A 26,409-nucleotide genomic window follows, 5' to 3' on the forward strand; every position below is an offset into this window, starting at 1 on the left:
CATGACACAAAGAACAGTTAAAGCACTCAGTGAAGAAATTGGTACGCCAATTGACCGCTTATTAGAACAACTTGCTGATGCGGGGATGAATAAAGCGAGTGGCGATAGCGTTTCTGACGATGAAAAGCAAAAACTGCTGACGCATCTAAAGAAAGAGCACGGAGACAGTACCAACGACTCTGGCCCGACTCGCTTAACCCTGCAACGTAAAACTCGCAGCACACTCAGCGTGAATGCTGGCGGCGGTAAGAGTAAGAATGTTCAGGTTGAAGTACGTAAAAAACGTACCTACGTGAAGCGTAGTACAATCGAAGATGAAGCGAAGCGTGAAGCTGAAGAAGCAGCGAAACGTGAAGCGGAAGAAGCTGCGAAGCGCGCTGAAGAGCAAGCTAAGCAAGAAGCTGAAGAAAAAGCCAAACGTGAAGCACAAGAAAAAGCTCAGCGTGAAGCACAAGAGAAAGCGAAACGTGAAGCGGAAGAAAAAGCGAAACGTGACGCTGAAGGAAAAGCGAAGCGTGATTCGGTAGAAACCGTTAAACGCGATGCTAAAGATAAATCTAAGCAAGAAGCAGCGCAAAAAGAGGCCGAAGAGCTTAAACGCCGTCAGGAAGAAGAAGCTAAGCGTAAGGCCGAAGAAGAAAGTCAACGTAAGCTAGAGGAAGCTCGCGAATTGGCTGAGAAAAACAAAGAGCGTTGGTCTGCTGAAGAAAAGAAAAAGGGTGATATGGAAAATACAGATTACCATGTAACGACTTCACGTTATGCACGTGAAGCCGAAGATGAAGCAGACCGTCGTGAAGAAGCCTCTCGTCGTAATAATAAGAAGAAGAAAAAGCCTTCTTCTAAAAACGAAGAGCAGGAACGCGGTGGTCGTAACACTCGTACTCGAGGTCGTAAAGGCAAACTCGCTAAACCAGCGTCTATGCAACACGGCTTTGATAAAACTGCGACCGTTGCAAAATCTGATGTTGTGATCGGTGAAACTATCGTAGTTTCTGAGCTAGCTCAGAAAATGTCGGTAAAAGGCGCTGAAGTTATCAAAGTCATGATGAAGATGGGCGCAATGGCGACGATCAACCAAGTCATCGACCAAGAAACAGCACAACTGGTTGCTGAAGAAATGGGCCACAAGGTTATTCTTCGCAAAGAGAACGAGTTGGAAGAAGCGGTACTACAAGACCGTGATAACGACGCTGAATCAGTGCCACGTGCGCCGGTTGTGACCATCATGGGTCACGTTGACCACGGTAAAACGTCAACACTTGACTACATTCGTCGTACTCACGTTGCTTCTGGCGAAGCGGGCGGTATTACCCAGCACATCGGTGCTTACCACGTTGAAACTGACAACGGTATGATTACCTTCCTTGATACTCCTGGACACGCGGCGTTTACCGCAATGCGTGCTCGTGGTGCTCAAGCGACGGATATCGTTGTTCTTGTGGTTGCAGCTGACGATGGTGTAATGCCACAAACGGTTGAAGCAATTCAACACGCAAAAGCCGCTGGCGTACCTTTGATCGTTGCAGTGAACAAGATCGATAAAGAAGGCGCGAACCCAGACAACGTGAAGAACGAACTTGCACAGTACGATGTTATTCCTGAAGAGTGGGGCGGCGAGAATATCTTCGTTCACATCTCTGCAAAACAGGGTACCAACATCGACTCGCTACTTGAATCGATCTTGCTACAAGCAGAAGTATTAGAGCTTCATGCAGTTGCTGACGGTATGGCGTCAGGCGTAGTTGTTGAATCTCGTCTTGATAAAGGCCGCGGCCCTGTTGCGACAGTCCTGGTTCAATCAGGTACGCTACGTAAAGGCGACATCGTACTTTGTGGTCAAGAATATGGCCGTGTACGTGCAATGCGTGACGAAACAGGTAACGAAGTGTCAGAAGCAGGTCCATCAATTCCAGTTGAGATTCTTGGCCTGTCTGGTGTTCCAGCATCAGGTGACGAAGCGACTGTCGTTCGCGATGAGCGTAAAGCACGTGAAGTTGCAAACTACCGCGCTGGTAAGTTCCGCGAAGTGAAACTGGCTCGTCAACAGAAATCCAAACTTGAGAACATGTTCTCTAACATGGAAGCAGGCGACGTTGCTGAACTTAACATCGTACTTAAAGCGGACGTACAAGGTTCGGTTGAAGCTATCGCTGATTCACTACTGAAACTGTCTACAGAAGAAGTGAAAGTGAACATCGTGGGTTCAGGTGTTGGTGGTATCACTGAGACTGACGCGGTTCTAGCAGCAGCATCTAACGCAATCGTTCTTGGCTTTAACGTTCGTGCTGATGCTTCTGCTCGCCGTACTATTGAAGCTGAAAGCTTGGATCTACGTTACTACTCAATCATTTACCAATTGATTGATGAAGTGAAACAAGCGATGAGCGGTATGTTGGCACCAGAATTCAAGCAAGAGATCATTGGTCTTGCTGAAGTTCGTGACGTGTTCAAGTCGCCTAAACTAGGTGCTATAGCAGGTTGTATGGTGACCGAAGGTCTTATCAAACGTAGCAACCCAATCCGCGTACTGCGTGATAACGTGGTTATCTACGAAGGTGAGCTTGAGTCACTACGTCGCTTCAAAGATGACGTTCAAGAAGTTAAGAACGGTTACGAATGTGGTATCGGCGTTAAGAACTACAACGATGTTCGCGTTGGCGACCAGATCGAAGTGTTCGAAACTGTCGAAGTGATTCGTACACTCGACTAATTGACTAAAATTGCTGTGAAACAGTAATTGGTTGTTGAATACACCATGGGGGGCTGGTTTAACCATCCCCCCATTCTTTCGTTACCGATGACGTAAATTATGCGACTCGGTATAGAGTGAGAAAAGATATGTCAAAAGAATTTAGCCGCACTCAGCGCGTTGCGCAGCAGTTGCAAAAAGAACTCGCCATGATTCTACAACGTGAAGTCCGTGACTCGCGTTTAGGTATGGTGACCATTTCCGATGTTGAGGTTTCTCGAGACCTCGCTTATGCCAAAGTATTTGTTACCTTCCTATGTGTCGGTGAGCAAACGCCAGAATCTTGTTTAGCCGCACTTCGCGAGCATGAAGTTCATGTGCGTATGATGCTTGGCAAACGCATTCGTCTGCGTCTAACTCCAGAAATTCGTTTCTACTACGACAATACCTTGGTTGAAGGTATGCGTATGTCAAACTTGGTTACCGAAGTGGTTCATCAAGATAAGCTCAAGCACAAAGATTCAGGGAATGAGGATCAAGAGTAATGGCTCGTCGTCGCAAAGGTCGTCCAATCAATGGTGTTGTGCTGCTCGATAAGCCGACTGGAATTTCTTCAAACGATGCGTTGCAGAAAGTCAAACGCATCTATTTTGCAGAAAAAGCAGGCCACACCGGCGCGTTGGATCCTCTTGCAACCGGCATGTTGCCGATTTGCTTGGGCGAAGCGACCAAGTTTTCGCAGTTTCTGCTTGATTCCGATAAGCGCTACCGTGTGATTGCCAAACTGGGCGAACGCACTAACACTTCAGACTCCGATGGTGAAGTGGTGGAAACGCGTCCGGTTGATGTTGAACTTGATACCTTGACCGCTTGTATTGAGAAGTTTCGTGGTGAAACAGATCAAGTGCCGTCGATGTTTTCGGCGTTAAAGTATCAAGGTAAGCCCTTGTACGAATACGCACGCCAAGGTATTGATGTACCGCGAGAAGCGCGCAAAATTACCGTTTACGATATTATTTTGCATCGCTTTGAAGGTGACGAAGTTGAGATGGAAGTGCACTGCTCAAAAGGTACTTACATTCGCACTATCGTCGATGACCTTGGTGAAATGCTTGGTTGTGGCGCACACGTAACCATGTTGCGTCGTACTGGCGTGGCGAACTATCCCTACGAAAGTATGGTGACGTTAGAGCAACTGAACGCGTTACTTGAACAAGCCAACGAGCAAGAAATTGCACCGAAAACGCTGCTTGATCCACTGCTGCTAGCGATGGATACTGCGGTACAAGCGTTGCCTGAAGTCAACGTCAATGCTGAATTGACCGACCTGATTCAACACGGTCAGCCAGTGCAAGTGTTTGGCGCACCGACCGAGGGGCAGGTTCGTTTAACCTCTGGCGCAGAAAAGCTGTTTATCGGCGTTGGTGAAATGAACGATGATGGCAAGATAGCGCCCAAGCGCTTAGTCGTTTTTCGCGACGAACAAGAATAAATCGCAAAAGCCGAAGTTGTTAGACTTCGGCTTTTTTGTGTCTATCGTCATTACTCAATCAGATTGGCTTGCTGCAACGCCGCACGCAGTGTTTGCGCGCGTTTACGGTTAACGCCAAAATCGTAGTAACCAACGCGAGACTGCGAGCGTACCCACAGCTTGCTGTTTGCCATTCTTAGTTCCAAATCATCGACAAAGCCAAACACCCGCGAGGTGTACTCAATTCTTAGATAGTTGTCTTTCTTTACTGCCGTATTGGCTCTAGGCAGGCTTAAAGCGACCTGTTCGATGTTGTCGAGTGTTGCTGAGTCTGTCAGTTCAAAAGGGGCTAACTGATGAGATTCGCGCGAATCTTGCGTGGATACACAATTGGGGCTATCAACACACGGCTTCGCGCTGCGATCATCAATCATTCCTTGCGTTTGGCTGCAGGCGGTTAACATCAGCGCGGCAGCGAAAATAAGCACTTTCATTTGGACCCTTATCATTGGCAATAAAAAAGGATTCATCACTGAATCCTTTTTAGTATACGAATGTTTAAGCGTTTTAAACCTCGAGGAAGTCCAAAATACCTTCTGCAGCTTTACGGCCTTCATCAATAGCGGTTACAACCAGATCCGAGCCTCGCACCGCATCGCCACCAGCAAAAATTTTCGGGTTGGTGGTTTGGTACATAAACTCTTGGCTAACTGGCGCTTGAATACGTCCCCATTGGTCGAGAGATACGTCAAACGGTTCTAGCCAAGACATCTGGTGCGGTTGGAAACCAAACGCCATGATGACGGCGTCAGCGGCCAGTACGTGTTCGCTGCCAGCGACAGGCTCAGGACGGCGACGACCCGCAGCATCAGGTTCACCCAGCGCGGTTTTAACCACTTTTACGCCGCTCACTTTGCCCGACGCATCAAGCTCAATACCCAGAGGCTGCAAGTTGAACATGAAATCGACGCCTTCTTCTTTGGCGTTTTTCACTTCGCGTCTTGAACCTGGCATGTTTTCTTCGTCGCGGCGATACGCACAAATCACGTTAGACGCGCCTTGACGAATTGAGGTACGCACACAGTCCATTGCCGTGTCACCACCGCCAAGCACGACGACTTTTTTACCCGCCATGTCGATAAACGCTTGGTCGTGCTCAAGGTCCATCACTTTATAAGTGTTGGAAATCAGGAACGGCAGTGCATCGTAAACGCCAGGTGCATCTTCGTTCTCAAGCCCGGCACGCATATATTTGTAGGTACCGACACCTAGGAATACCGCATCATACTCATCAAGTAGCTGCTGCATTTGAATGTCTTTACCGACTTCCACGTTTAAGCGGAACTCAACACCCATGTCGCTAAAGATGCGGCGACGGTTTTCCATCACGCCTTTTTCTAATTTGAAGGATGGAATACCAAAAGTGAGTAGGCCACCGATCTCAGGATAACGGTCAAACACCACAGGTTTGACGCCGTTACGCACTAGGATATCTGCCGCAGCAAGGCCTGCTGGGCCTGCGCCGATGACAGCAACTTTTTTGTCGGTCCATTCCACGTGTGACATGTCTGGTTTCCAGCCCATCTCAAACGCTTTATCAGTAATGTATTTTTCAACGTTACCGATAGTGACCGCGCCAAAGTCAGCGTTTAGGGTACATGACCCTTCACATAGACGGTCTTGAGGACAAACGCGTCCACACACTTCCGGTAGGCTGTTGGTTTGGTGAGACAGCTCAACCGCTTCCAAAATTCGCCCTTCGTTAGCGAGTTTCAACCATTGTGGAATGTAGTTGTGAACCGGACATTTCCACTCACAGTAGGGGTTGCCGCAGTCCAAACAGCGATCCGCCTGAGCGGTCGCTTGTTGTTTGGTGAACGGTTCATAAATTTCAACGAACTCGATTTTACGTATGTTGAGTGGCTTCTTGGCTGGGTCAACACGTTGTACGTCGATAAATTGGTATACATTCTGGCTCATTGTGTTTGGCTCCTTCCAATTCTTATTGTGCTTGAACACGCAGCTCTGCTGCACTGCGGCTTTGATGGCCTAAAAGCGTATTGAGATCCGCAGCTTGAGGTTTGACGAGGTAGAACTTAGGAATCCATTCATCAAAGTTAGCTAGAATTTTCTCTGCGTGAACAGAGCCTGTTTCCTCAAGATGCTCAGCAATTAAGCCGCGCAGATGTTCTTGGTGAATATACAAATCAGACAGTGAAATCGCTTCGACTGATTCGTTATTCACACGACCTTGGAAGTCGTCATTTTCGTCCATTACATAAGCAAAACCGCCCGTCATACCGGCGCCAAAGTTAACGCCTGTAGCGCCAAGAATCGCGACGATACCGCCAGTCATGTATTCACAAGCGTTGTCGCCAGCACCTTCAATTACAGTGATGGTACCCGAGTTACGAACGCCAAAACGCTCGCCCGCTTTACCTGCAGCAAACAGTTTGCCGCCAGTTGCGCCATACAGACAGGTGTTACCAACGATGGTTGCCTCGTTACACTTAAATGCGGTACCTAAGTGTGGTTTGATCACAATCTTACCGCCAGCCATGCCTTTACCGACGTAGTCGTTGGCATCACCCGTGAGGTACAACTCGACACCACCTGCGTTCCACACACCAAATGATTGGCCTGCCGTACCGTTTAAGAAAATCTTAATCGGTGAACCAGCCATGCCTTGGTTGCCGTAACGTTTTGCCACTTCACCTGACAGGCGAGCGCCGACAGAGCGATCGGTGTTGATGATGTCGTAGAAGAAACTCGCGCCGGTTTGTGCTTCTACAGCCGCAAGTGCATCTTCGACGATCTTGTTGTTTAGCACCGCTTTATCAAACGGTTTGTTTGGCTGAGTCCAATACAGCGGGTGATTTTCCGCAGATACTGGCGCTTCAAGAATGCCAGACAGATCAAGCTTGGTTTGCTTCGCTGTCATCCCTTCGACCACTTCAAGCAGATCGGTACGACCAATCAGGTCGGTCAGCTTTTCAACACCAAGTTCAGCAAGTAGGCCGCGCACTTCTTCGGCCAAACCAGTAAAGTAGTTCATGACCATTTCTGGTAAGCCTTTGAAGAACTCTTTACGCAGTGTTTCATCTTGGGTCGCTACGCCTGTTGCACAGTTATTTAGGTGACAGATGCGTAGGAATTTACAGCCCATCGCGACCATAGGCGCAGTACCGAAACCAAAGCTTTCTGCACCCAAAATCGCGCCTTTGACCACATCAAGGCCGGTTTTTAGACCGCCATCGACTTGCAGACGAATTTTATGGCGCAGACCATTGGCAACCAGCGCTTGTTGAGTCTCGGCAAGGCCAAGCTCCCAAGGGCTACCGGCGTATTTGACTGAAGTCAGTGGGCTTGCAGCCGTGCCGCCGTCATAACCGGAAATGGTAATCAGGTCAGCATAAGCTTTGGCAACGCCAGTGGCGATGGTGCCAACGCCAGGCTCTGAAACCAACTTCACTGAGACCAAGGCATCTGGGTTGACCTGCTTCAAGTCAAAGATCAGCTGAGCCAAATCTTCGATGGAGTAGATATCGTGGTGCGGCGGCGGCGAAATCAAGGTTACCCCTTGCACCGAATGACGCAGCTTAGCAATTTCAGCGGTGACCTTATGACCGGGCAACTGACCCCCTTCACCTGGTTTTGCACCTTGGGCGACTTTGATCTGTAGCACGTCAGCGTTAGTGAGGTAATGCGGCGTAACACCAAAACGGCCAGAAGCCACTTGCTTGATACGTGAGTTACGCTCAGTACCAAAGCGGCGTGGATCTTCACCACCTTCACCGGAGTTTGAATAACCGCCTAAACGGTTCATGGCGGTTGCGAGTGCTTGGTGTGCTTCAGGACTTAAAGCACCAATCGACATTGCCGCTGAGTCAAAGCGTTTAAACAGCTCAGTTTTAGGTTCGATTTTTTCAAGCGCCAGTGGCTTATCGGCTTTTTTCAGCTTCATTAGGTCACGAAGCATCGCAACAGGGCGCTGGTTAACGTTGTTAGCAAAGCTTTGATAATCGGCGTGTTCACCCGATTTCACTGCGGTTTGTAAAGTGCCAACCACATCAGGGTTATAGGCATGGTATTCACCGCCGTGCACGTATTTCAGCAAACCACCGTGTTCAATCGGCTTACGTTTGGTCCACGCTTTACGCGCTAGGTTGAACAAATCTTGCTGGAAGTCTTCAAAGTTTGCACCTTGAATACGACTTGCCACACCTTTAAAACACAGCTCAATCACATCTTGGTGCAGGCCGACGGCTTCAAATAGCTGCGAGCAGCGGTATGAAGCAACGGTCGAGATGCCCATTTTTGACATGATTTTGTACAGACCTTTATTAATGCCGTACTGATAGTTTTGCATCACTTCGCGGTAGCTCTTGTTCAGAGCGCCATCGTCAATCACTTTACCCAGCACTTCGTAGGCTAGGTATGGGTAGACAGCGGTCGCACCAAAACCGAGGAGCACAGCGAATTGGTGAGGGTCGCGCGCCGCGCCAGTTTCAACCACAATGTTGGCATCGCAGCGTAGGTTGGTTTCCACCAAACGTTTTTGTACTGCGCCAACCGCCATAGCCGCAGGGATCGGTAAACGGCCTTTCACTAAAGCCCGATCCGATAGGATCACTAGAACGGTACCGTCACGGACGACTTTTTCGGCGTGATCACACAGTTCAATCAGCGCTTGCTTAAGATCTTTTTCGCTTGGATCGTAGTTGATGTCGAGCGTGGTATTACGGTAGTGATCGTCGCTCAGAGCTAACAGCTGCTGCATATCAGAGTACAGTAACACTGGCGATTCAAACGTCACGCGATGCGCGTGGCCATCAGTTTCGTTAAACACGTTCATCTCTTGGCCGATACTGGTCGCAAGTGACATGACGTGTTTTTCACGCAGTGGATCGATAGGTGGGTTGGTCACCTGCGCAAACTTCTGACGGAAGTAATCAGTGACCAAACGCTCTTTCGATGATAGGACTGCCATCGGCGTATCATCACCCATAGAGCCAACGGCTTCTTGGCCCATATCGCCCATTACGCGAATCACTTGATCCACTTCTTCGTTGCTCATCGCAAACTGCTTTTGGTAAGTCTGCAGTACGCTTTCATCAAACTCGCGTTGACCGACTTTGTCTTCTGGTAATTCAGAGAACGGTGTGAGGGTGCGAACGTTGTGCTGCATCCACTCTTTATACGGATGACGGCTCTTAAGATCGTTATCGATTTCGCTCGATTGCCACAACTTACCTTTACGGGTATCGACCACCAGTAACTCGCCTGGGCCAACACGGCCTTTTTCAGCCACTTCATCCGGTGCGTAGTTCCAGATACCGACTTCCGAGGCCAGAGTGATGAACTTGTCTTTGGTAATGACATAACGCGCAGGGCGAAGGCCGTTACGGTCTAAGTTACATGCCGCGTAGCGACCATCAGACAATACGATGCCTGCAGGGCCGTCCCACGGTTCCATATGCTTAGAGTTAAAGTCGTAGAACGCGCGCAAATCTTCATCCATATCTGGGTGATTTTGCCACGCTGGCGGCACCAGCATGCGCATCGCACGGAACAAGTCCATACCACCTGACAAGAACAGATCCAGCATGTTATCTAGGCTTGATGAATCCGAGCCTGTTTCGTTAACAAATGGCGCTGCGCTTTGCAGATCGGGTAGAAGTGGCGATGAGAATTTATAGCCACGGGCACGGGCCCATTGGCGGTTACCTTCGATGGTATTGATTTCACCGTTGTGCGCGAGATAGCGGAACGGTTGAGCCAACGGCCAACGTGGCTGGGTATTGGTTGAAAAACGCTGGTGGAACAGACAAATCGCTGATTCCATACGTAAATCGGCAAGGTCCAAATAGAAGCGTGGCAAATCTGCAGGCATACATAGGCCTTTGTAGACGATGACCTGTGTAGAAAGGCTACACACATAAAAGTCACTGTCTTCGGTGATTTGCTTTTCAATACGACGACGAGCGATGTACAGACGACGCTCGATATCGCGTTCACGCCAACCCGCAGGCGCAGAGACAAATACTTGTTGAATATTTGGTAGCGAAGATGCGGCGATTGGACCAAGCACTGCAGCATTGGTTGGAACTTCACGCCAGCCTGCAACGGTCAGGGTTTCTTGGGTGAGTTCTTTATTAATGATGTCTTTGGCAAATTGGGCTTTAACGGGATCTTGACTAAAGAAAATCATCCCGACAGCGTATTGTTTGCTCAGTGTAAAACCATTGTCTTTGGCAATGAGTCTTAGGTAGGAATCGGGCTTTTGAAGGAGTAAACCACAACCATCACCTGTTTTACCATCGGCAGCGATGCCCCCACGGTGGGTCATCCGGTCAAGTGCTGAAATTGCGGTTCGAACCAATTTATGACTTGGTTCACCTTCCATATGCGCGATTAAGCCAAATCCACAGTTATCTTTTTCAAGACGAGGATCGTAAAGAGCCATTGCAATTCTCCCTTTGCTTCCTGCCGCCCTTGGCAGAGAAATGACTAACTATTATGAATTTTGTTATATTTTTGTATAATTATTCAGTTATTGTCGATATTAATTTAACGGTTTGTGATGAGATAATTTTCATCGACTTCACAACGTATAGGTTATTGTGAAAAAGGTCAAGTTTTTGGTGGAATATCACGTTGAGTAAGGTTTTACGACTAAATTATCTGAATAACTTTATTAATTTCAAATAGATAAGAATTTTGTCGTTGCAATAATGCAACATTGACGAAACAAAACCAAAAAAAGACCAGCACAATATGCTGGTCGAAGAAAAAAGTTTGGAAGGAATTGACGTCTTTATGCGTTTAAGGCAGTCAGATCGTAGATACTGCAATCTGACTGCTTGTCTCCATTACACCGATAGCATTAGCGAATCGGCTTTCGCTTCAAGGTTTGAACCGCCCATCAAGTAAGCATCAATTTCTCGAGCGCATTCACGCCCTTCATTAATACAACGTACCACCAGAGATTGACCTGTGCGCATATCACCAGCGGCAAACACTCCTTTTTGGTTGGTTTGGAAACCTTGCGTTGCGACATTACCGCGATCATCGAGTTTGATGTCCAGCTGTGCCAGCACGCCGTGAGGCTCTGGGTGTAAAAAGCCCATTGCCAAAAAGGCCATGTCACAATCAATCACTCGTTCGCTGCCTGCCACTTCCTCAAAGCTTGGACGTTCACCGGCTTTTGCTGGTTGCCAAGTGATATCGGCGATACGCAGGCCGGTGACTTGGCCTTGCTCGTTACCGATAAATTCTTTGGTGAGAATATTCCAGTGACGCTCACAGCCTTCTTCGTGGGACGTTGAAGTGCGCAGAATCATCGGATATTGCGGCCACGGCATATTGGCTGGGCGCTTTTCGGGTGGCATCGGCATGATCTCAACTTGAGTGATGCTCGCCGCGCCATGACGGTTTGAAGTGCCGACACAGTCTGAACCCGTGTCGCCGCCACCGATCACGACGACGTGCTTGCCTTTGGCATGAATCTCGTTAGTTTTAAGATCCATGTTGTTAGCGCGGCGGTTATTCTGCCCCAGAAACTGCATCGCAAAGTAAACGCCATCAAGTTCGCGGCCGGGAATTGGCAAATCGCGCGGCACGGTTGAGCCACCAGTTAGCAGTACGACATCGTATTCTTGACGTAGCTGCTGAGCGTTAACATCAACGCCGACATGCTGATTGACCTTAAATTCCACCCCAGCTTGCGCCATCAAATCGATTTTACGATCGATAACCGCCATGCTGAGTTTGAAATCGGGAATGCCAAAACGCAGCAAACCGCCGACTTTTTCATCGCGTTCAAATACCGTGACTGAATGTCCAGCACTGTTAAGTTGCTCTGCAGCAGCCAAGCCCGCCGGACCACTACCAATAATGGCGACGCTTTTACCACTACGCGAGCGCGGCGTTTTCGGTTTCGCGTAACCCTCGCGATACGCGGTTTCGACGATGGTTTTCTCGATATTACAGATGGTGATTGGGTCTTGGTTGATACCCAGCACACAGGCGCTTTCGCAGGGCGCAGGGCAGACTCGACCGGTAAACTCTGGAAAGTTGTTAGTCGAACTTAAAATGTTCCATGCTTCTTCCCAACTGTCGCGATAAACCGCATCGTTAAACTCGGGAATGATGTTGCCAATCGGGCAGCCGTTATGGCAAAACGGCACGCCACAATCCATGCAGCGTGATGCCTGAGTGTTGATTTTACTGCCGAATTCATCATTAAGAACAAACTCTTGGTTGTTTTGAATTCGCGTTGCTGGGTCGATTTTTTTCGGTAGCTCACGACCATGCTCCAAAAATCCTGTCGGCTTGCCCATTATACGGCCTCCACTGCGCTAACTTGTGCCTGTTCCTGGCGTTTCTTCAATGCGGCTTTGTAATCACGTGGCATCACTTTCACCAGTGAGGTTAAGCTCGATTCAAAATTATCCAAGAAGGATTGTGCCACTTCGCTGCCGGTGTAGTTGACATGCTTAGTGAGCATGCTCTTGAGCAGCGTACGGTCTTCCGCTTCAATTGGATCGATGTCGACCAGTTCGTCATTGAGTTTGGCGCGAAAATCGCCAGACTTATCCCAAACGTAAGCCACACCGCCGCTCATACCCGCCGCGAAGTTGCGACCTGTCGAACCAAGAATGATTGCCACACCGCCAGTCATGTATTCACAACCGTGATCGCCGATACCTTCAACTACCACTTTAGCGCCTGAGTTACGTACGCAGAAACGCTCGCCAGCTAGGCCGCGAATGTACGACTCACCTGAGGTCGCGCCATAGAAACACACGTTACCCACTACGATGTTGTCTTCTGCAACAATGCTGGACTGAGCGTTTGGATACAGCACCAAAGTGCCGCCAGAAAGACCTTTACCCCAATAGTCGTTGGCATCGCCTTCGACTGTAAAGGTGACACCTTTAGCAAGGAAAGCCCCAAATGATTGACCTGCCGAGCCGTTAAACTTCACCGTCATCGGTTTTGGCAAGCCTTGGTCTTTGTACACTTTAGAAATTTCGTTGGACAGCATAGTGCCGACCGAACGATCGGTGTTGATGATCGGCAGTTTGATATCTACCGCTTGGCCATGCTCAAGCGCAGGTTTAGCCGCATCGATCAGAGTGCGATCAAGCACTTGTTCCAGATGATGGTTTTGCTCGGTTTGGCAGAACACACCATCTTGCTCGCGCGGCGCTTGCATGTGCAATACCGGAGAAAGATCGAGGTGCTGATATTTCCAGTGAGCGATATCGTCGCGCACTTTCAGTTTATCGCCTTGGCCGACCATTTCATCAATGGTTCTAAAGCCGAGTTCAGCCATGATTTCACGTAGGCCTTGCGCCATGTATTGGAAGAAGGTGATGAGATCTTCAACGCGGCCATCAAAGCGCTCACGCAAGGTTTTGTTCTGGGTTGCGATGCCCACAGGGCAAGTGTTCTTGTGGCATTTACGCATCATAATGCAGCCTTCGACCACTAGAGCTGCGGTCGCAACCCCCCATTCTTCAGCGCCAAGCAGGGTCGCTACCGCTAAGTCGCGTGGGGTTTTCATCTGTCCGTCGGCTTGAACTACGATGCGATTACGCAGGCCGTTTTTCAGTAGCGTTTGGTGAGTCTCAGCGAGGCCGAGTTCCCATGGTAAGCCAGTGTGACGAATCGAAGACATTGGCGATGCGCCTGTACCGCCATCGTAACCTGCGATAAGCACCACATCGGCTTTGGCTTTGGCAACGCCGGAGGCGATGGTGCCGACACCCGCTTCTGAAACCAGTTTGACGTTAACGCGTCCTGCACGGTTGGCGTTCTTGAGATCGAAAATCAGCTGGGCCAAATCTTCAATCGAGTAGATGTCGTGGTGTGGCGGCGGTGAAATCAACCCGACTCCTGGCGTTGAGTGACGCGTCGCGCCAATCCAATCATCGACTTTATCCCCAGGAAGCTGTCCGCCTTCACCCGGTTTCGCCCCTTGTGCCATTTTGATTTGCAGCTCATCGGCGTTGGTCAAATAGTAAGAGGTGACACCAAAGCGGCCAGAGGCGACCTGTTTGATTGCCGAGCGCTCCCAATCACCGTTTTCTTTGCGTTCAAAGCGCGCCGCATCTTCGCCACCTTCACCGGAGTTGGATTTAGCGCCAAGACGGTTCATTGCCACAGCAAGCGTTGAGTGCGCTTCGTAAGAGATAGAACCAAACGACATCGCGCCCGTTGCAAAGCGTTTTACAATGCTTTCAATCGGTTCGACTTGGTCAATGGCAATGCTACCGGCAGGATTTTTGACAAATTCCAGCTGACTACGCAAAGTCACCGCATTATCTAATTGCTTGTCGACCGCTTGCGCGTACTGTTTGAACTGCGCGTAGTCTTTGTTGCGCGTTGACTGCTGCAACAAAGAGATGGTTTCTGGATTGAACAGGTGCTTTTCACCGCGCTGTTTCCATTGGTATACACCGCCGACATCAAGCATTTGCACTGGAATTTCACGGGTTGGATAACCGACGCGGTGGCGAACCACCACTTCTTTGGCGATGTCATCTAAGGTTAGGCCTTGAATACGAGTCACCGTGCCGGTGAAGTATTTGTCGACCACGGCTTTGCTGATACCAAGTGCTTCAAAGATCTGCGCGCCTTGATAGGATTGCAGGGTTGAAATGCCCATTTTCGAGAAGATCTTCAGCAAGCCGCCATTGACCGCTTTACGGTATTGATCAAAGACTTTTTCGCTGCTGATGTCTTGAGGCAGCTTTTTACGACGCTGCAGATCAACGCAAGTTTCAATCACCAAATAGGGGTTAACCGCATCTGCGCCATAACCAATTAAAGTGGCGAAGTGGTGGGTTTCACGCGCATCACCCGTTTCAACCACGATGCCGCATTTGGCGCGTAAGCCTTTACGAATCAGGTGGTGATGCACCGCACCGACAGCCAACATCGCCGGAATGGCAGCGTGGTTAGAGTTAACCGCGCGGTCGGTGAGCAAGATGATCGAGTAACCGTCAATCACCGCATCTTCTGCGTATTGGCAGATCCGTTTTAGAGCGCGTTCAAGTTTGCCGGCATCGCCGCTGGCTTGGAACACTATGTCCAAGGTTTTGGCTTGCAAGTGCTCGTTGTCAATTGCGCGCAGTTTTTCTAATTCGGCATTGGAAATGACTGGCGATTCCAGCTCAACTTTACGGCAGTGAGCCGGAGTTTCGCTGAGTAAGTTTTGATCTTTACCAATATAACTATTGAGTGACATCACCATGCGTTCACGAATTGGATCGATTGGCGGGTTGGTCACTTGTGCAAATAACTGTTTGAAATAGTTAGAAAGATGCTGAGATTGATGGGAAAGCACCGCGAGCGGCCAGTCGGCGCCCATCGCACTGAGCGGCTCTTTACCGTCGCGCGCCATTGGCGTGATGATTTCGTTCACTTCTTCATTGCTAAGGCCAAATGCTAACTGGCGATGCAATAAACGCTCTGGGTTAGGTTGGCTATGCGCGTTGTCCGCTTCTGGCAGCTTTTTCAAACTCAGCAGGTTGTCGTCAACCCATTTTTGATACGGCTGCGCTGAAGCAATGCCATCTTTGATCTCTTCATCAGAGATGATGCGTCCTTGCTCAAGGTCGGCAACGAAAATACGTCCCGGTTGCAAGCGGCCGCGGTATTCGACATTTTCCGGAGCCACTTCGACCACACCAGACTCGGAGGCCATGATCAAGAAATCGTCTTTGGTCACGGTATAGCGGGATGGGCGCAGGCCGTTACGGTCAAGGGTTGCACCCACTTGCACACCATCAGTAAAACAGACAGAGGCAGGGCCATCCCACGGTTCCATAACGTTGGCGTGATATTGGTAAAAGGCGCGGCGGGTTGGATCCATGGTTTTGTTTTCTTGCCACGCTTCAGGAATCATCATCATTAACGCGTGTGGCAAGCTACGACCAGAGAGCACCAGCAGCTCTAGCACCATATCGAAGTTAGACGAATCCGAGCTACCTTCTTGGCAGATCGGTAGCAACATATCGATTTCTGGTTGAGTAAACAGCTTTGAATCGAGAATCGCTTCACGCGCGGTCATCCAGTTCAAATTACCGCGAACTGTGTTGATTTCCCCGTTGTGGGCGATATAACGAAATGGTTGGGCTAAGCGCCATTTCGGGAAAGTGTTGGTCGAAAAGCGCGAATGGACAAGAGCCAGCGCAGTCACCATGGTTGGGTTTTGTAAATCGAGAAAGTATTGTGGCACTTGCTCGGTGGTGAGTTGGCCTTTATACACCAATGTTTTGTAAGACATTGAGTTGATGTAGAAATCATCGCCAATATTGGACACGCTTTCTAAGCACACTCGCACTGTGTAGTTACGCAGTACGTAGAGTTTGCGTTCCAACTCTCCAGCTGACATGCCTGGGCCGCCAGCGACAAATACATGTTCGAATTGCGGCTCTGTGCTGAGCGGGTCGGCGCCAAGCATGCTGTTGTCGGTCGGTAGAATTCGGTAACCGATAATGTCCAAATCAAGGCGCTTGGCATTACGCTCTAAAATGTCACGACATTGCGCACGTTGATGCTCATCTTTAGGGAATAACACCACGCCCACACCGTATTTCTCAAAGGAGGGCAGTTTAATGCCTTCTTTCTGAGCTTCTTGAAGTAGAAATTCGTGGGGTTTTTGCAGCAAAATGCCCGCGCCATCACCGCTGCAAGGATCGCATCCTTGACCGCCGCGATGCTCCATGCGCGCAAGCATATCCAAAGCTTGAGTTAAAACGTGATGAGATTTTCGGTTTTTGAGGTGGGCGACAAAACCGATACCACAGGCGTCGTGCTCCAGTTCTGGAGTATAAAGGCCTTGTGGCTCCTGTTTAATATCTACCATAGATACATCCTTCCAGTTTATTGCAAACCACCAGACGCACGTGTGCTGTATGTTGGGGCTGCAGTTGTCCTTGAAATTGAGTCGAAACCAGCTTAGGCAACTGGCTTGAGTCCGTTCTCTCTCGCAGGAAATGTGTTGCGAGAAAATTAATCCCTAGTGATATCCATAGTTTTTATATGACTTATATAGTGCTTTATAGCGGAGGGGGCGGATATCACAGAATGTCCTACACAAATTATGGAAATAAAATAAACAAAAAGTGCCGGATCTGTAAGTATCCTACATTTTTAACTGTTGGTTTGGCAATCAGAACAAAGTCGCAAATTTGAATTTTTATGAATAACAAGCCGTTAACATAACGAATTTTTGCGTATTTTAGTGCATTTTTATTGATTTTTCGCATAAGGGGAAAATACCGAATCAAGTACAATATTCGGCCTAAGTAAACTAACGTTGTAATTTTATTACCAAATGCGATTGAGAGTTATTGTTGTTTGGGCGGAGGTAACATGCAGCTGCACGAATTGGTGAATACGCTAGGCCAAGATCTATCAAGGCGCTATGGCGAGCGCGTTCATAAGCTAACTCTGCATGGTGGATTTAGTTGCCCAAACCGCGACGGCACGATTGGTCGTGGTGGATGCACGTTTTGTAACGTCTCATCGTTTGTTGACGAAACCACGCAAGTACAAACCATCGAACAGCAACTCCATGATCGTGCGGGTGAAATCAAACGCGCACGCAAATATTTGGCGTATTTTCAGGCTTACACCAACACCTATGCCGAAGTTCAGACGTTAAAAGCCATGTACGAAAATGCATTGCATGCCGCGGATATTGTCGGCTTGTGTGTGGGTACGCGGCCGGATTGCGTGCCTGATGCGGTATTGGAGCTATTGGCAGACTACGTTCAGCAAGGCTACGAAATTTGGTTAGAGCTAGGCTTGCAAACCGCGAATGATCAAACCCTTAAGCGGATTAATCGCGGCCATGATTTTGGCTGTTACGACGTGATTACTCAAAGAGCACGCACGCTTGGCATTAAAGTGTGTACTCACTTGATTGTTGGTCTGCCTAATGAGCAGCGCAGTGATAATGTGCAGAGTATGGAACAAGTGCTGGCAACCGGTACAGATGGCATTAAATTGCATGGTTTGCACATTGTTGAAGGCAGCACCATGGCAAAAGCATGGAAAGCGGGGCGTTTACAGGCGCCGAGTCTTGAAGAGTATGTCGCTACCGCAAGTGAACTGATTCGTATGACTCCGCCTGAGATCATTTATCATCGCGTCAGTTCTGCGGCGCGCCGCCCAACACTGCTTGCGCCATTGTGGTGTGAAAATCGCTGGTTAGCGATGACAGAAATTGGCCGCGCATTGGACCGAGAGGGCGCGCAAGGTTCCAGTATTGGACGACCTTTTCAATATATTCAGCCTGAGTTTATCGCTTCAAAATCATAATGTTATTCTAGGATTTTGAAGCTTGGCATTATCCGTCTCACACATCTGTAATTTAGCTGTCGCGCCACAGCGTTCACTCTTACCTCGCTAGCAGAAAAACGGTAAACTTCGCTTATCGTAATCCGCTAGGACGCGCAATGAAAACCATCAAAAATCTTGCTCAATATTACGTTGATCTGCTGGTTAAACTCGGCATTTTACGTTTCTCTATTCTTCTTGCGCTGGCCTTAGTGGCGCTTGCGGTTGTGGTTCAAGTCGGCATCACCCTGTTTCTTAATGGTCAAGTGGATAACATCGATATTGTTCGCTCGGTGTTCTTTGGTTTGATTATCACGCCGTGGGCGGTGTATTTCTTGTCGGTGGTGGTCGATCAATTGGAAGATTCACGCCAACGTTTGTCAAAGTTGGTGTCGAAACTCAAAGATATGCGCTCGCGAGATCAAGAGCTTAACCAACAGCTGCAGCAGAACATCGCCAAATTGAACCTCGAGATCGAAGAGCGGATCAAAGCTGAATCGGCGCGCGAAAACGCGATGAAAGACTTGGAAAATGAGGTCTATCAGCGCGAACGCACGCAGATGGAATTGGCTGAGCGTACAGCGTTGCTGCGTTCTTTCATCGATGCATCGCCTGACCTTATCTATTACCGCAACGCCGATGGTGTGTTCTCGGGCTGTAACCGAGCGATGGAAGAGTTAACCGGGCGCAAAGAAAGCCAGTTAGTCGGATTAACCCCTTGGGATGTGTACAGTAAAGAGGTCGCGCAACCGATTGTTGAAACGGACCAACAGGTGTTTGCCAATAATAGCGCACTGACTTATGAGCAATGGCTTGAATATCCCGACGGGCGTAAAAATTATTTTGAACTGCGCAAAGTACCGTTTTACAGCAAAGATGGTCGCCACCTTGGTCTGGTCGGGTTTGGCCGCGACATTACGGAGCGTAAACGCCACGAAGAGTCGCTGGAAAAAGCCAGCCGTGACAAAACCACGTTTATTTCCACTATAAGTCATGAGCTGCGCACGCCACTCAACGGTATCGTGGGCTTGAGTCGTATGTTGTTGGATACACCGATGACGGCGGAGCAGCGCAAGCACATGCAAACCATCAATGTTAGCGCGATTACTCTGGGTAACATTTTCAATGACATCATTGATATGGATAAATTTGATCGCCGCAAGCTCGAACTCTTCCCTGCGCCTTTGAACTTTGAACAGTTCGTCACCGAAATGGAAAGTATTTCCGCGTTAATGGCCGAGCAGAAAGGATTGCGTTTTGATCTCGAACGCTTGAGTGATTTTCCTGCGGTGATTGAAGTGGATGCTACCCGTCTTCGTCAAGTGCTGTGGAACTTGATCAATAATGCGATGAAGTTCACCAAAGAAGGGGGCGTGGTGATGAGTGTCAGCGCTGAGCAAAACGCCGGCTTTGCCGATATCACCATTGAAGTGGAAGATACGGGTATCGGTATTCCAGATGCTGAACTCGAGAAAATCTTTGCCATGTATTATCAAGTCAAATCGGGCAAAGACAACTTGCATGCGGTCGGCACCGGAATTGGCTTAGCGGTTTCCCAGCAACTTATTCATATGATGCAAGGGGAGATTCTGGTCAGCTCAGAAGAAGGATTTGGCAGTACTTTTACGGTCAATATTCACGTCCCGATCGGCAGTGAGCAATCATTGGAAGCGCCAGTGATGAAAAACAACCGTCAACTTAATATCTTTATGGTTGAAGATATTGAACTCAATATTACCGTTGCGCGTTCACTGCTTGAAAGTTTGGGCCACTGCGTCACGGTTGCCATGACGGGTGAAGAGGCCAAACTTAACTTTGAGCCACAAGAGTACGATTTGGTGTTCCTAGATATCCAACTGCCAGATATGACCGGTTTTGACATCGCCCAATATTATCGTCAAACCTACACAAATCTACCACCGCTGGTGGCGTTGACTGCTAACGTTCTCAAAGACAAAAACGAGTATATGCGGCAAGGAATGGATGATGCGATCAGCAAGCCGTTGTCCGTGAAAGCGGTTCAGAACGTGATTGCCAAGCATTGCATGAATGAAGATGTGAGTACGCCAGAGCAGCCGCCTCAAGAAGCGATAGATTCTCATCAAGTTGATGGCAACGACTACGAGCAGCTACTCGATCTGGCGATGTTAGAGTCTTATGTTGATATTGTCGGCGCAGCTCCCGTGCTGGAAAGTATCACCATGTTTGAAAAAATGATGCCAGATTACATTCAAGTGCTTGATTCTAACATGGTCGCGAAAGACCAAGATGGCATAGTGTCTGAAGCTCATAAGATTAAAGGCGCAGCAGGTTCGATTGGTTTGCAACGTATTCAGCGTGTAGCGCAAAAAGCGCAATCTCCGGATATGCCAGCATGGTGGGAAAATATTAACGACTGGGTGGAAGAGATCAAAAATGAATATCAAAGCGATATTGAGGTTCTCAAGCAGTGGTTAGCAGAGCGTTAAGCGCGCCAATGCGCCAATAAAAAAGGCTTGCCATGATGGCAAGCCTTTTATTTTTTCTTAGCTTGAGCGACATAGGCTCATGATATCGAAGCTTATTCCTCGATATCGCTTATTCCTCGATATCACCACAGAAGCGGTAGCCTTCACCGTGGATAGTCGCAATGATTTCAGGTGTACCTGAAACCGATTCAAAATGCTTGCGAATACGGCGAATGGTTACGTCTACAGTACGATCGTGTGGCTTAAGCTCGCGGCCAGTCATTTTTTTCAGTAGGTCAGCGCGAGTTTGAATCTTGCCTGGGTTTTCACAGAAGTGAAGTAGAGCGCGAAACTCTGAACGAGGCAATTTGTAGCTGCTGCCACTTGGGCTGATCAACGAACGGCTGTTGATGTCTAATACCCAACCATTGAATGTGTATTTTTCAACGCTACGTTTTTCTTCTTGAACCGTGTTGGCATTCATTGAGCGATTCAACAAATTGCGTGCACGGATGGTCAATTCACGTGGGTTAAATGGTTTTGTAATGTAGTCATCAGCACCGATTTCTAGGCCCAGGATCTTATCGACTTCGTTATCACGGCCAGTTAAGAACATCAGTGCCATATTTGCTTGTTCACGAAGTTCGCGAGCAAGTAGCAGGCCGTTCTTGCCTGGAAGATTGATATCCATGATCACCAAATTGATCTGATTTTCAGACAATACGTGGTGCATTTCTTCACCATCGCTTGCCTCAAAAACAGCGTATCCCTCGGCTTCAAAAATACTCTTAAGAGTGTTACGAGTTACTTGCTCATCTTCTACGATAAGAATATGCGGGGTTTGCATTGGCGGTACCTAAATTTGTGAATAAACTTGTGCTAATAGAATAAATTCTAGGCAAAAAACATAACATACAGGTAATGAGGTGTTGATAATAAACGAAAGGCTGAAAAATTACATCGCCTTTAACTGCCCGCCATCCGTGGTACAGCGTTCTGATAATTAGAGGAGTCCCGACCTCTTAACCTTCTACTAGTCTTTGAGCGGATTCTATAATGTTAACAGCTTGCTAACAACGGCAGAATGTTAATTCCAAACACTTTGTTGATTTATATCAATAGAACAAATGTAACAAATATGAATAGTCTCAGCCAAATGTAAAATTGTTACTTATATGAAAATTTCCCAGATATTATAGCTGGCATACTGTCAGAGTATGTTGTTATTTGATAAGCCAATAGCAACTGCACCATTCGCGAACATGAGTGTATGGAACCCAAACAGTGAGCCGTTGTCGAAATAACAAAACCAGAATAATAATGCGGATTTAGCAAAGGATATTTATCCCTTATCCCACCTCAAAGTACTTATCGTCGGCCCTGATTATTATTGGGCTGAAGGGTAAGTTGTCACTGTGGTAGACATTGATGAAGCGATGATTGTCGCGCGTAAATATCAATAAAATACCATTTTCTATGTTGGTGATGACAGACCTAATTGACGACTGTATATCGGTGGTCAACAGCTCGAAATAGGTAAGCTAAGTTTTCGATTAAAATAAGGATTTCTAACAATTCGTATCACGGAGGAACAATGATAGACATAACGCCTGATATTTGTGACAAGTTCGAGAATCAAGTCACTTTAGTTAATTTGCCGTTACAAAACTTCGGCCAGAAGAGTGCGTTCTGGGGGGAGATTGTTACAGTGCGCTGCTACCACGACAACTCAAAAGTAAGAGAAATGTTGAGCCAAAATGGCAAAGGCAAAGTGCTGGTCGTGGATGGCAATGGCTCGTGCCAAAAAGCGTTAATGGGTGATCAATTGGCGATTTTGGCAATCGATAATGAATGGGAAGGCGTGATCATTAATGGGGCGGTGCGAGATGCGGCGGCCATCGCTATGATGGAAATCGGTTTAAAAGCGCTTGGTACCAGTCCATTTAAAACCGATAAGCGTGGTGCTGGGGATGTCAACGTAACCTTGACGATGCATAATCAGATGATTCAACCAGGGGATTACATTTACGCAGATTGGAACGGTATTCTCACATCGGTCAATTTGCTTGACTGGACTTAAAAACGAAACCCGAGTCCAACTTCCACACCTTGCTGCCATTCTTGATAATCGAGGGTAGCATGCACATCGAGGTTTTCAGTCAGTCTCATGCGGCTGGAAACCTCTGCCGAAATCAAGGTGTCTTTCCCTTCCTCAACATTTGAATAGCTCGATGTATGCAGAGTACTTTTGACCGAAAAGCGTGGCGATATTTGATAGCTGACGCCGCTTAAGAATCCGCTTTGATTCTCTGATGAGGTATTGTCGACTCGAGCGCCGACATAGATATCAACGTTGTCAAACAAGCTGTAGGAATAGCCGCTGTCGATTTTCCATGAGTCAAAGGTCTGAACATCTTGCTCGGAAGAGATAAAGAACTTAAATGGGGATGAAGGAGTTGTCTGATGCGCAGGGAGTTCAGGCAAAAAAGCGGCAAGCGCCTTGGTGCTTAATCCTAGACATACCAAGGATATTAAGCACGAGCTGATTATTTTTTTCATCTAGCGCTCCTTGCTTGTTGTTCTCACTGCCTGTTAATTAAAGCATAAAATTTGAGCTTGTTGAGGGTTAACGATGAAAATTTATTCGCGCTTTGGTTGTTGATAGAGGTGTCATTTATCGCTGAAAAGTTTATAAGTTATCGATTTAAATAAGAAATAGGTAGAGTAAGCTTAAAAAATACAAAGTTTTCGTTGACGCCGCTGCTTTAAATAAGGTAAACGTAGGGTTAAGCAAACACAACACACAGCTTAAAGATGAAATTTAGCCGCCTGAACGTAATGACCACAACCATTATTATTACCGACATCACCATTGTTGGGGCAGGCTGCTAAGTAAAAGAAATTAAAAAAAGGCCTGTATCCCAACAGATACAGGCCTTTTTTTATACCAGTTTTTTATAATTCGGAGAGGAAGGGATGCGAGTATTAAAGTTTGGTGGTTCTTCACTGGCTGATGCAGACCGTTTTTTACGGGCGGCGGATATCATCGCCAATAACGCCCAGCAGGAAGAAGTAGCCGTCGTTCTATCGGCGCCGGGTAAGACAACCAACAAGTTGGTTGCGATTATCGAATGCGCGATGCGAAATGGCGAAGCAGAATTACAAATTAAAGAGTTAGAAGAGTCATTTCGCGAACTGTTTCAAGCGATTAAAAAAACATTGCCAAGTATCGATGGCAGCGCTTTTCAGCAGCAAGTACAGACATCGATGCTGACTTTACGTCAGTTCGTGCACGGAATTAGCTTATTGGGTATGTGCCCAGACAACGTTAACGCTCGAATCATCAGTAAAGGTGAACGCGTATCGATTGAGTTGATGAAAGCGGTCCTAGAAGCCAACGGCCAACCAGCGCATTTGATTGACCCGGTTAAATACTTACTTGCGAAAGGCCCACACCTTGAAGCGATGGTCGATGTCGACCTCTCTACTCAGAACTTCCGTCACAACCCTCTTCCAGAAGGTCACGTCAATATCATGCCAGGCTTCACAGCGGGTAATGAAAAAGGCGAATTGGTCACCCTTGGCCGTAATGGCTCTGACTACTCGGCAGCAGTGCTGGCCGCATGTTTACGCGCGGATTGCTGCGAAATCTGGACTGACGTCGACGGTGTCTACAACTGCGACCCACGCCTCGTTGAAGACGCACGCTTATTGAAGTCATTGAGCTATCAGGAAGCGATGGAACTTTCTTACTTTGGCGCCTCGGTTCTGCATCCCAAAACCATCGCACCGATTGCCCAATTCCAAATTCCATGTTTGATCAAAAACAGCTTTAATCCCCAAGGCGCGGGTACTTTGATTGGTCAGGACACTGGTGAAGATAAACTGGCAATCAAAGGTATCACCACGCTAAGTGATTTGACCATGGTGAACGTGTCTGGCCCAGGCATGAAAGGCATGGTTGGCATGGCAAGTCGCGTGTTCGGCTCAATGTCGGCGGCAGGCGTTTCGATTGTTCTTATTACGCAATCTTCTTCTGAATACAGCATCAGTTTCTGTATTGAAGCGGCCGATAAAGCCCGCGCTCAACGTGCACTGTCGGATTCCTTTGAACTTGAATTGAAAGACGGCTTACTTGAGCCTGTTGATTTCATCGATGATGTGGCGATTGTTACGCTAGTCGGTGACGGTATGCGTACGTCTCGTGGTGTTGCTTCGCGTTTCTTCTCTGCGTTGGCGGAAGTGAACGTCAATATCGTTGCGATTGCTCAGGGCTCATCTGAGCGCGCAATCTCAGCGGTCATTCCAGAAGATAAAGTCTCAGAAGCGATCAAAGCATGTCACGTCAATCTATTTAACTCTAAGCACTTTATCGATGTGTTCGTCATTGGCATTGGTGGTGTTGGTGGTGAGCTTGTTGACCAAATTCAGCGTCAGCAGCTTAAGTTGTCTGAGAAAGGCATCGTGATTCGTGTTTGTGGTTTAGCAAACAGTAAAGGTCTGCTGCTCGATAGCGAGGGTTTACCTCTAGAGCATTGGCGCGATCGCATGGCGGGTGCAACCGAAGAGTTTAGCCTCGCGCGCTTAATTGCGCTGGTACAACGTAATCACATTATTAACCCTGTGCTGGTGGACTGTACGGCCAGTGACGTGATTGCTAACCAGTACACTGATTTCTTATCCGCCGGTTTCCACGTTGTAACACCAAACAAGAAAGCCAATACCGCGAGCATGGCTTACTACCATCAGTTGCGTGAAGTTGCGCGCCGTTCGCGTCGTAAGTTGATGTATGAAACAACGGTAGGTGCTGGTTTGCCAGTCATCGAAAACTTGCAAAACCTCATTTCTGCAGGTGATGAGCTGGAGCGTTTTAGCGGCATTTTGTCTGGTTCACTGTCGTTTATCTTCGGTAAATTGGATGAAGGTATGACGCTGAGCCAAGCAACCAACATCGCGAAAGACAACGGCTTTACTGAGCCGGATCCTCGTGATGATCTCTCGGGTATGGATGTAGCGCGCAAACTATTGATTCTGGCTCGTGAAGCGGGTATCGCTCTGGAGTTGGAGGATGTGATTGTCGATCAAGCACTGCCGCCAAGTTTTGATGATTCCGGTAGCATTGAAGAATTTATGGCTCGTCTACCACAAGCTGATGCTTACTTTAGTGACTTGGTCGCCAAAGCCAAAGATGAGGGCAAAGTGCTGCGCTATGTGGGTGAAATCGCCGATGGAAAATGCCGAGTGAGCATTGCTTCGGTCGATGAAAATGACCCAATGTTTAAGATCAAAGATGGCGAGAACGCGCTGGCATTTTACAGCCGCTACTACAATCCAATTCCATTGGTATTACGTGGTTACGGAGCAGGGACGGAAGTAACCGCAGCGGGCGTGTTCTCCGATGTAATGCGAACTCTGGGTTGGAAATTAGGGGTTTAATTGAA

At 48.0% G+C, this 26,409-nt stretch carries 14 protein-coding genes and 1 other annotated feature; of the genes, 7 read left to right on the forward strand and 7 right to left on the reverse strand.

What is annotated here, in order from left to right; translation table 11 throughout:
• Position 1 precedes the first annotated feature (1 nt).
• The 3 genes from infB to truB all read left to right on the forward strand — a co-directional run bounded on the left by infB (position 2) and on the right by truB (position 4,184).
• Complete coding sequence (infB, locus tag BLS03_RS11290) at positions 2-2,713, forward strand: translation initiation factor IF-2 (RefSeq protein ID WP_093273701.1); 2,712 nt, start codon at positions 2-4, stop codon at positions 2,711-2,713.
• 128 nt (positions 2,714-2,841) lie between these two features.
• Complete coding sequence (gene rbfA / locus BLS03_RS11295; RefSeq protein WP_093273703.1) at positions 2,842-3,237, forward strand: 30S ribosome-binding factor RbfA; 396 nt, start codon at positions 2,842-2,844, stop codon at positions 3,235-3,237.
• On the forward strand, positions 3,237-4,184 hold the full coding sequence (gene truB / locus BLS03_RS11300) for a tRNA pseudouridine(55) synthase TruB (protein ID WP_093273706.1): 948 nt from the start codon (positions 3,237-3,239) through the stop codon (positions 4,182-4,184). The genes rbfA and truB overlap by 1 nt, the downstream gene beginning before the upstream one ends.
• Positions 4,185-4,234: 50 nt before the next feature.
• Here truB and BLS03_RS11305 read toward each other — a convergent pair whose 3' ends face one another.
• The 5 genes from BLS03_RS11305 to gltB (BLS03_RS11325) all read right to left on the reverse strand — a co-directional run bounded on the left by BLS03_RS11305 (position 4,235) and on the right by gltB (BLS03_RS11325) (position 17,043).
• Positions 4,235-4,657, reverse strand: a complete 423-nt coding sequence (locus BLS03_RS11305; RefSeq protein WP_093273903.1) for a DUF1499 domain-containing protein — start codon at positions 4,655-4,657, stop codon at positions 4,235-4,237.
• A gap of 73 nt (positions 4,658-4,730) precedes the next feature.
• Entirely contained in the window at positions 4,731-6,143 is a 1,413-nt protein-coding gene (locus tag BLS03_RS11310) for an FAD-dependent oxidoreductase (RefSeq protein ID WP_093273710.1), read from the reverse strand.
• A gap of 22 nt (positions 6,144-6,165) precedes the next feature.
• Positions 6,166-10,629: a glutamate synthase large subunit gene (gene gltB, locus BLS03_RS11315; RefSeq protein ID WP_093273713.1), complete on the reverse strand. Its 4,464-nt coding sequence runs from the start codon at positions 10,627-10,629 to the stop codon at positions 6,166-6,168.
• A 406-nt stretch (positions 10,630-11,035) separates the two neighbouring features.
• Positions 11,036-12,505: a glutamate synthase subunit beta gene (locus BLS03_RS11320; RefSeq protein ID WP_093273717.1), complete on the reverse strand. Its 1,470-nt coding sequence runs from the start codon at positions 12,503-12,505 to the stop codon at positions 11,036-11,038.
• The gene (gltB, locus tag BLS03_RS11325; protein ID WP_176765581.1) at positions 12,505-17,043 is read right to left on the reverse strand and encodes a glutamate synthase large subunit; all 4,539 of its coding nucleotides are present in this window, start codon (positions 17,041-17,043) and stop codon (positions 12,505-12,507) included. The genes BLS03_RS11320 and gltB (BLS03_RS11325) overlap by 1 nt, the downstream gene beginning before the upstream one ends.
• Positions 17,044-17,552: 509 nt before the next feature.
• Here gltB (BLS03_RS11325) and mnmL point away from each other — a divergent pair.
• Positions 17,553-18,503, forward strand: coding sequence for a tRNA modification radical SAM protein MnmL/YtqA (gene mnmL / locus BLS03_RS11330; RefSeq protein WP_093273721.1), 951 nt, complete (start codon positions 17,553-17,555; stop codon positions 18,501-18,503).
• 137 nt (positions 18,504-18,640) lie between these two features.
• Positions 18,641-20,989, forward strand: a complete 2,349-nt coding sequence (gene arcB / locus BLS03_RS11335) for an aerobic respiration two-component sensor histidine kinase ArcB (protein ID WP_093273722.1) — start codon at positions 18,641-18,643, stop codon at positions 20,987-20,989.
• Between the two features lie 109 nt (positions 20,990-21,098).
• Here the strand turns inward: arcB and arcA are convergent, their stop codons facing one another.
• Complete coding sequence (gene arcA / locus BLS03_RS11340) at positions 21,099-21,815, reverse strand: two-component system response regulator ArcA (RefSeq protein WP_093273724.1); 717 nt, start codon at positions 21,813-21,815, stop codon at positions 21,099-21,101.
• A gap of 747 nt (positions 21,816-22,562) precedes the next feature.
• Between arcA and BLS03_RS11345 the strand changes: the two genes are divergently transcribed.
• On the forward strand, positions 22,563-23,048 hold the full coding sequence (locus BLS03_RS11345) for a putative 4-hydroxy-4-methyl-2-oxoglutarate aldolase (RefSeq protein WP_093273725.1): 486 nt from the start codon (positions 22,563-22,565) through the stop codon (positions 23,046-23,048).
• On the opposite strand, the gene BLS03_RS11350 is transcribed toward BLS03_RS11345, so the two are convergent.
• On the reverse strand, positions 23,045-23,527 hold the full coding sequence (locus BLS03_RS11350; protein WP_093273727.1) for a hypothetical protein: 483 nt from the start codon (positions 23,525-23,527) through the stop codon (positions 23,045-23,047). The two genes, BLS03_RS11345 and BLS03_RS11350, sit on opposite strands and share 4 nt — an antisense overlap.
• Before the next feature lie 268 nt (positions 23,528-23,795).
• Positions 23,796-23,913: a sequence feature (Thr leader region), on the forward strand.
• A 31-nt stretch (positions 23,914-23,944) separates the two neighbouring features.
• Between BLS03_RS11350 and thrA the strand changes: the two genes are divergently transcribed.
• Positions 23,945-26,404, forward strand: a complete 2,460-nt coding sequence (thrA, locus tag BLS03_RS11355; protein WP_093273728.1) for a bifunctional aspartate kinase/homoserine dehydrogenase I — start codon at positions 23,945-23,947, stop codon at positions 26,402-26,404.
• Positions 26,405-26,409 lie beyond the last annotated feature (5 nt).

The sequence above is a fragment of the Vibrio xiamenensis genome (assembly GCF_900100015.1).
GTDB lineage: Bacteria > Pseudomonadota > Gammaproteobacteria > Enterobacterales > Vibrionaceae > Vibrio > Vibrio xiamenensis.

Excerpts from the sequence above, each read along its gene's own strand:
- BLS03_RS11310 (WP_093273710.1), bottom strand. The coding sequence starts at position 6,143 with ATGAGCCAGAATGTATACCAATTTATCGACGTACAACGTGTTGACCCA.
- BLS03_RS11305 (WP_093273903.1), bottom strand. The coding sequence starts at position 4,657 with ATGAAAGTGCTTATTTTCGCTGCCGCGCTGATGTTAACCGCCTGCAGC.
- arcB (WP_093273722.1), top strand. The coding sequence starts at position 18,641 with ATGAAAACCATCAAAAATCTTGCTCAATATTACGTTGATCTGCTGGTT.
- BLS03_RS11345 (WP_093273725.1), top strand. The coding sequence starts at position 22,563 with ATGATAGACATAACGCCTGATATTTGTGACAAGTTCGAGAATCAAGTC.
- truB (WP_093273706.1), top strand. The coding sequence starts at position 3,237 with ATGGCTCGTCGTCGCAAAGGTCGTCCAATCAATGGTGTTGTGCTGCTC.
- infB (WP_093273701.1), top strand. The coding sequence starts at position 2 with ATGACACAAAGAACAGTTAAAGCACTCAGTGAAGAAATTGGTACGCCA.
- BLS03_RS11350 (WP_093273727.1), bottom strand. The coding sequence starts at position 23,527 with ATGAAAAAAATAATCAGCTCGTGCTTAATATCCTTGGTATGTCTAGGA.
- gltB (WP_093273713.1), bottom strand. The coding sequence starts at position 10,629 with ATGGCTCTTTACGATCCTCGTCTTGAAAAAGATAACTGTGGATTTGGC.
- mnmL (WP_093273721.1), top strand. The coding sequence starts at position 17,553 with ATGCAGCTGCACGAATTGGTGAATACGCTAGGCCAAGATCTATCAAGG.
- gltB (WP_176765581.1), bottom strand. The coding sequence starts at position 17,043 with ATGGTAGATATTAAACAGGAGCCACAAGGCCTTTATACTCCAGAACTG.
- thrA (WP_093273728.1), top strand. The coding sequence starts at position 23,945 with ATGCGAGTATTAAAGTTTGGTGGTTCTTCACTGGCTGATGCAGACCGT.
- arcA (WP_093273724.1), bottom strand. The coding sequence starts at position 21,815 with ATGCAAACCCCGCATATTCTTATCGTAGAAGATGAGCAAGTAACTCGT.
- rbfA (WP_093273703.1), top strand. The coding sequence starts at position 2,842 with ATGTCAAAAGAATTTAGCCGCACTCAGCGCGTTGCGCAGCAGTTGCAA.
- BLS03_RS11320 (WP_093273717.1), bottom strand. The coding sequence starts at position 12,505 with ATGGGCAAGCCGACAGGATTTTTGGAGCATGGTCGTGAGCTACCGAAA.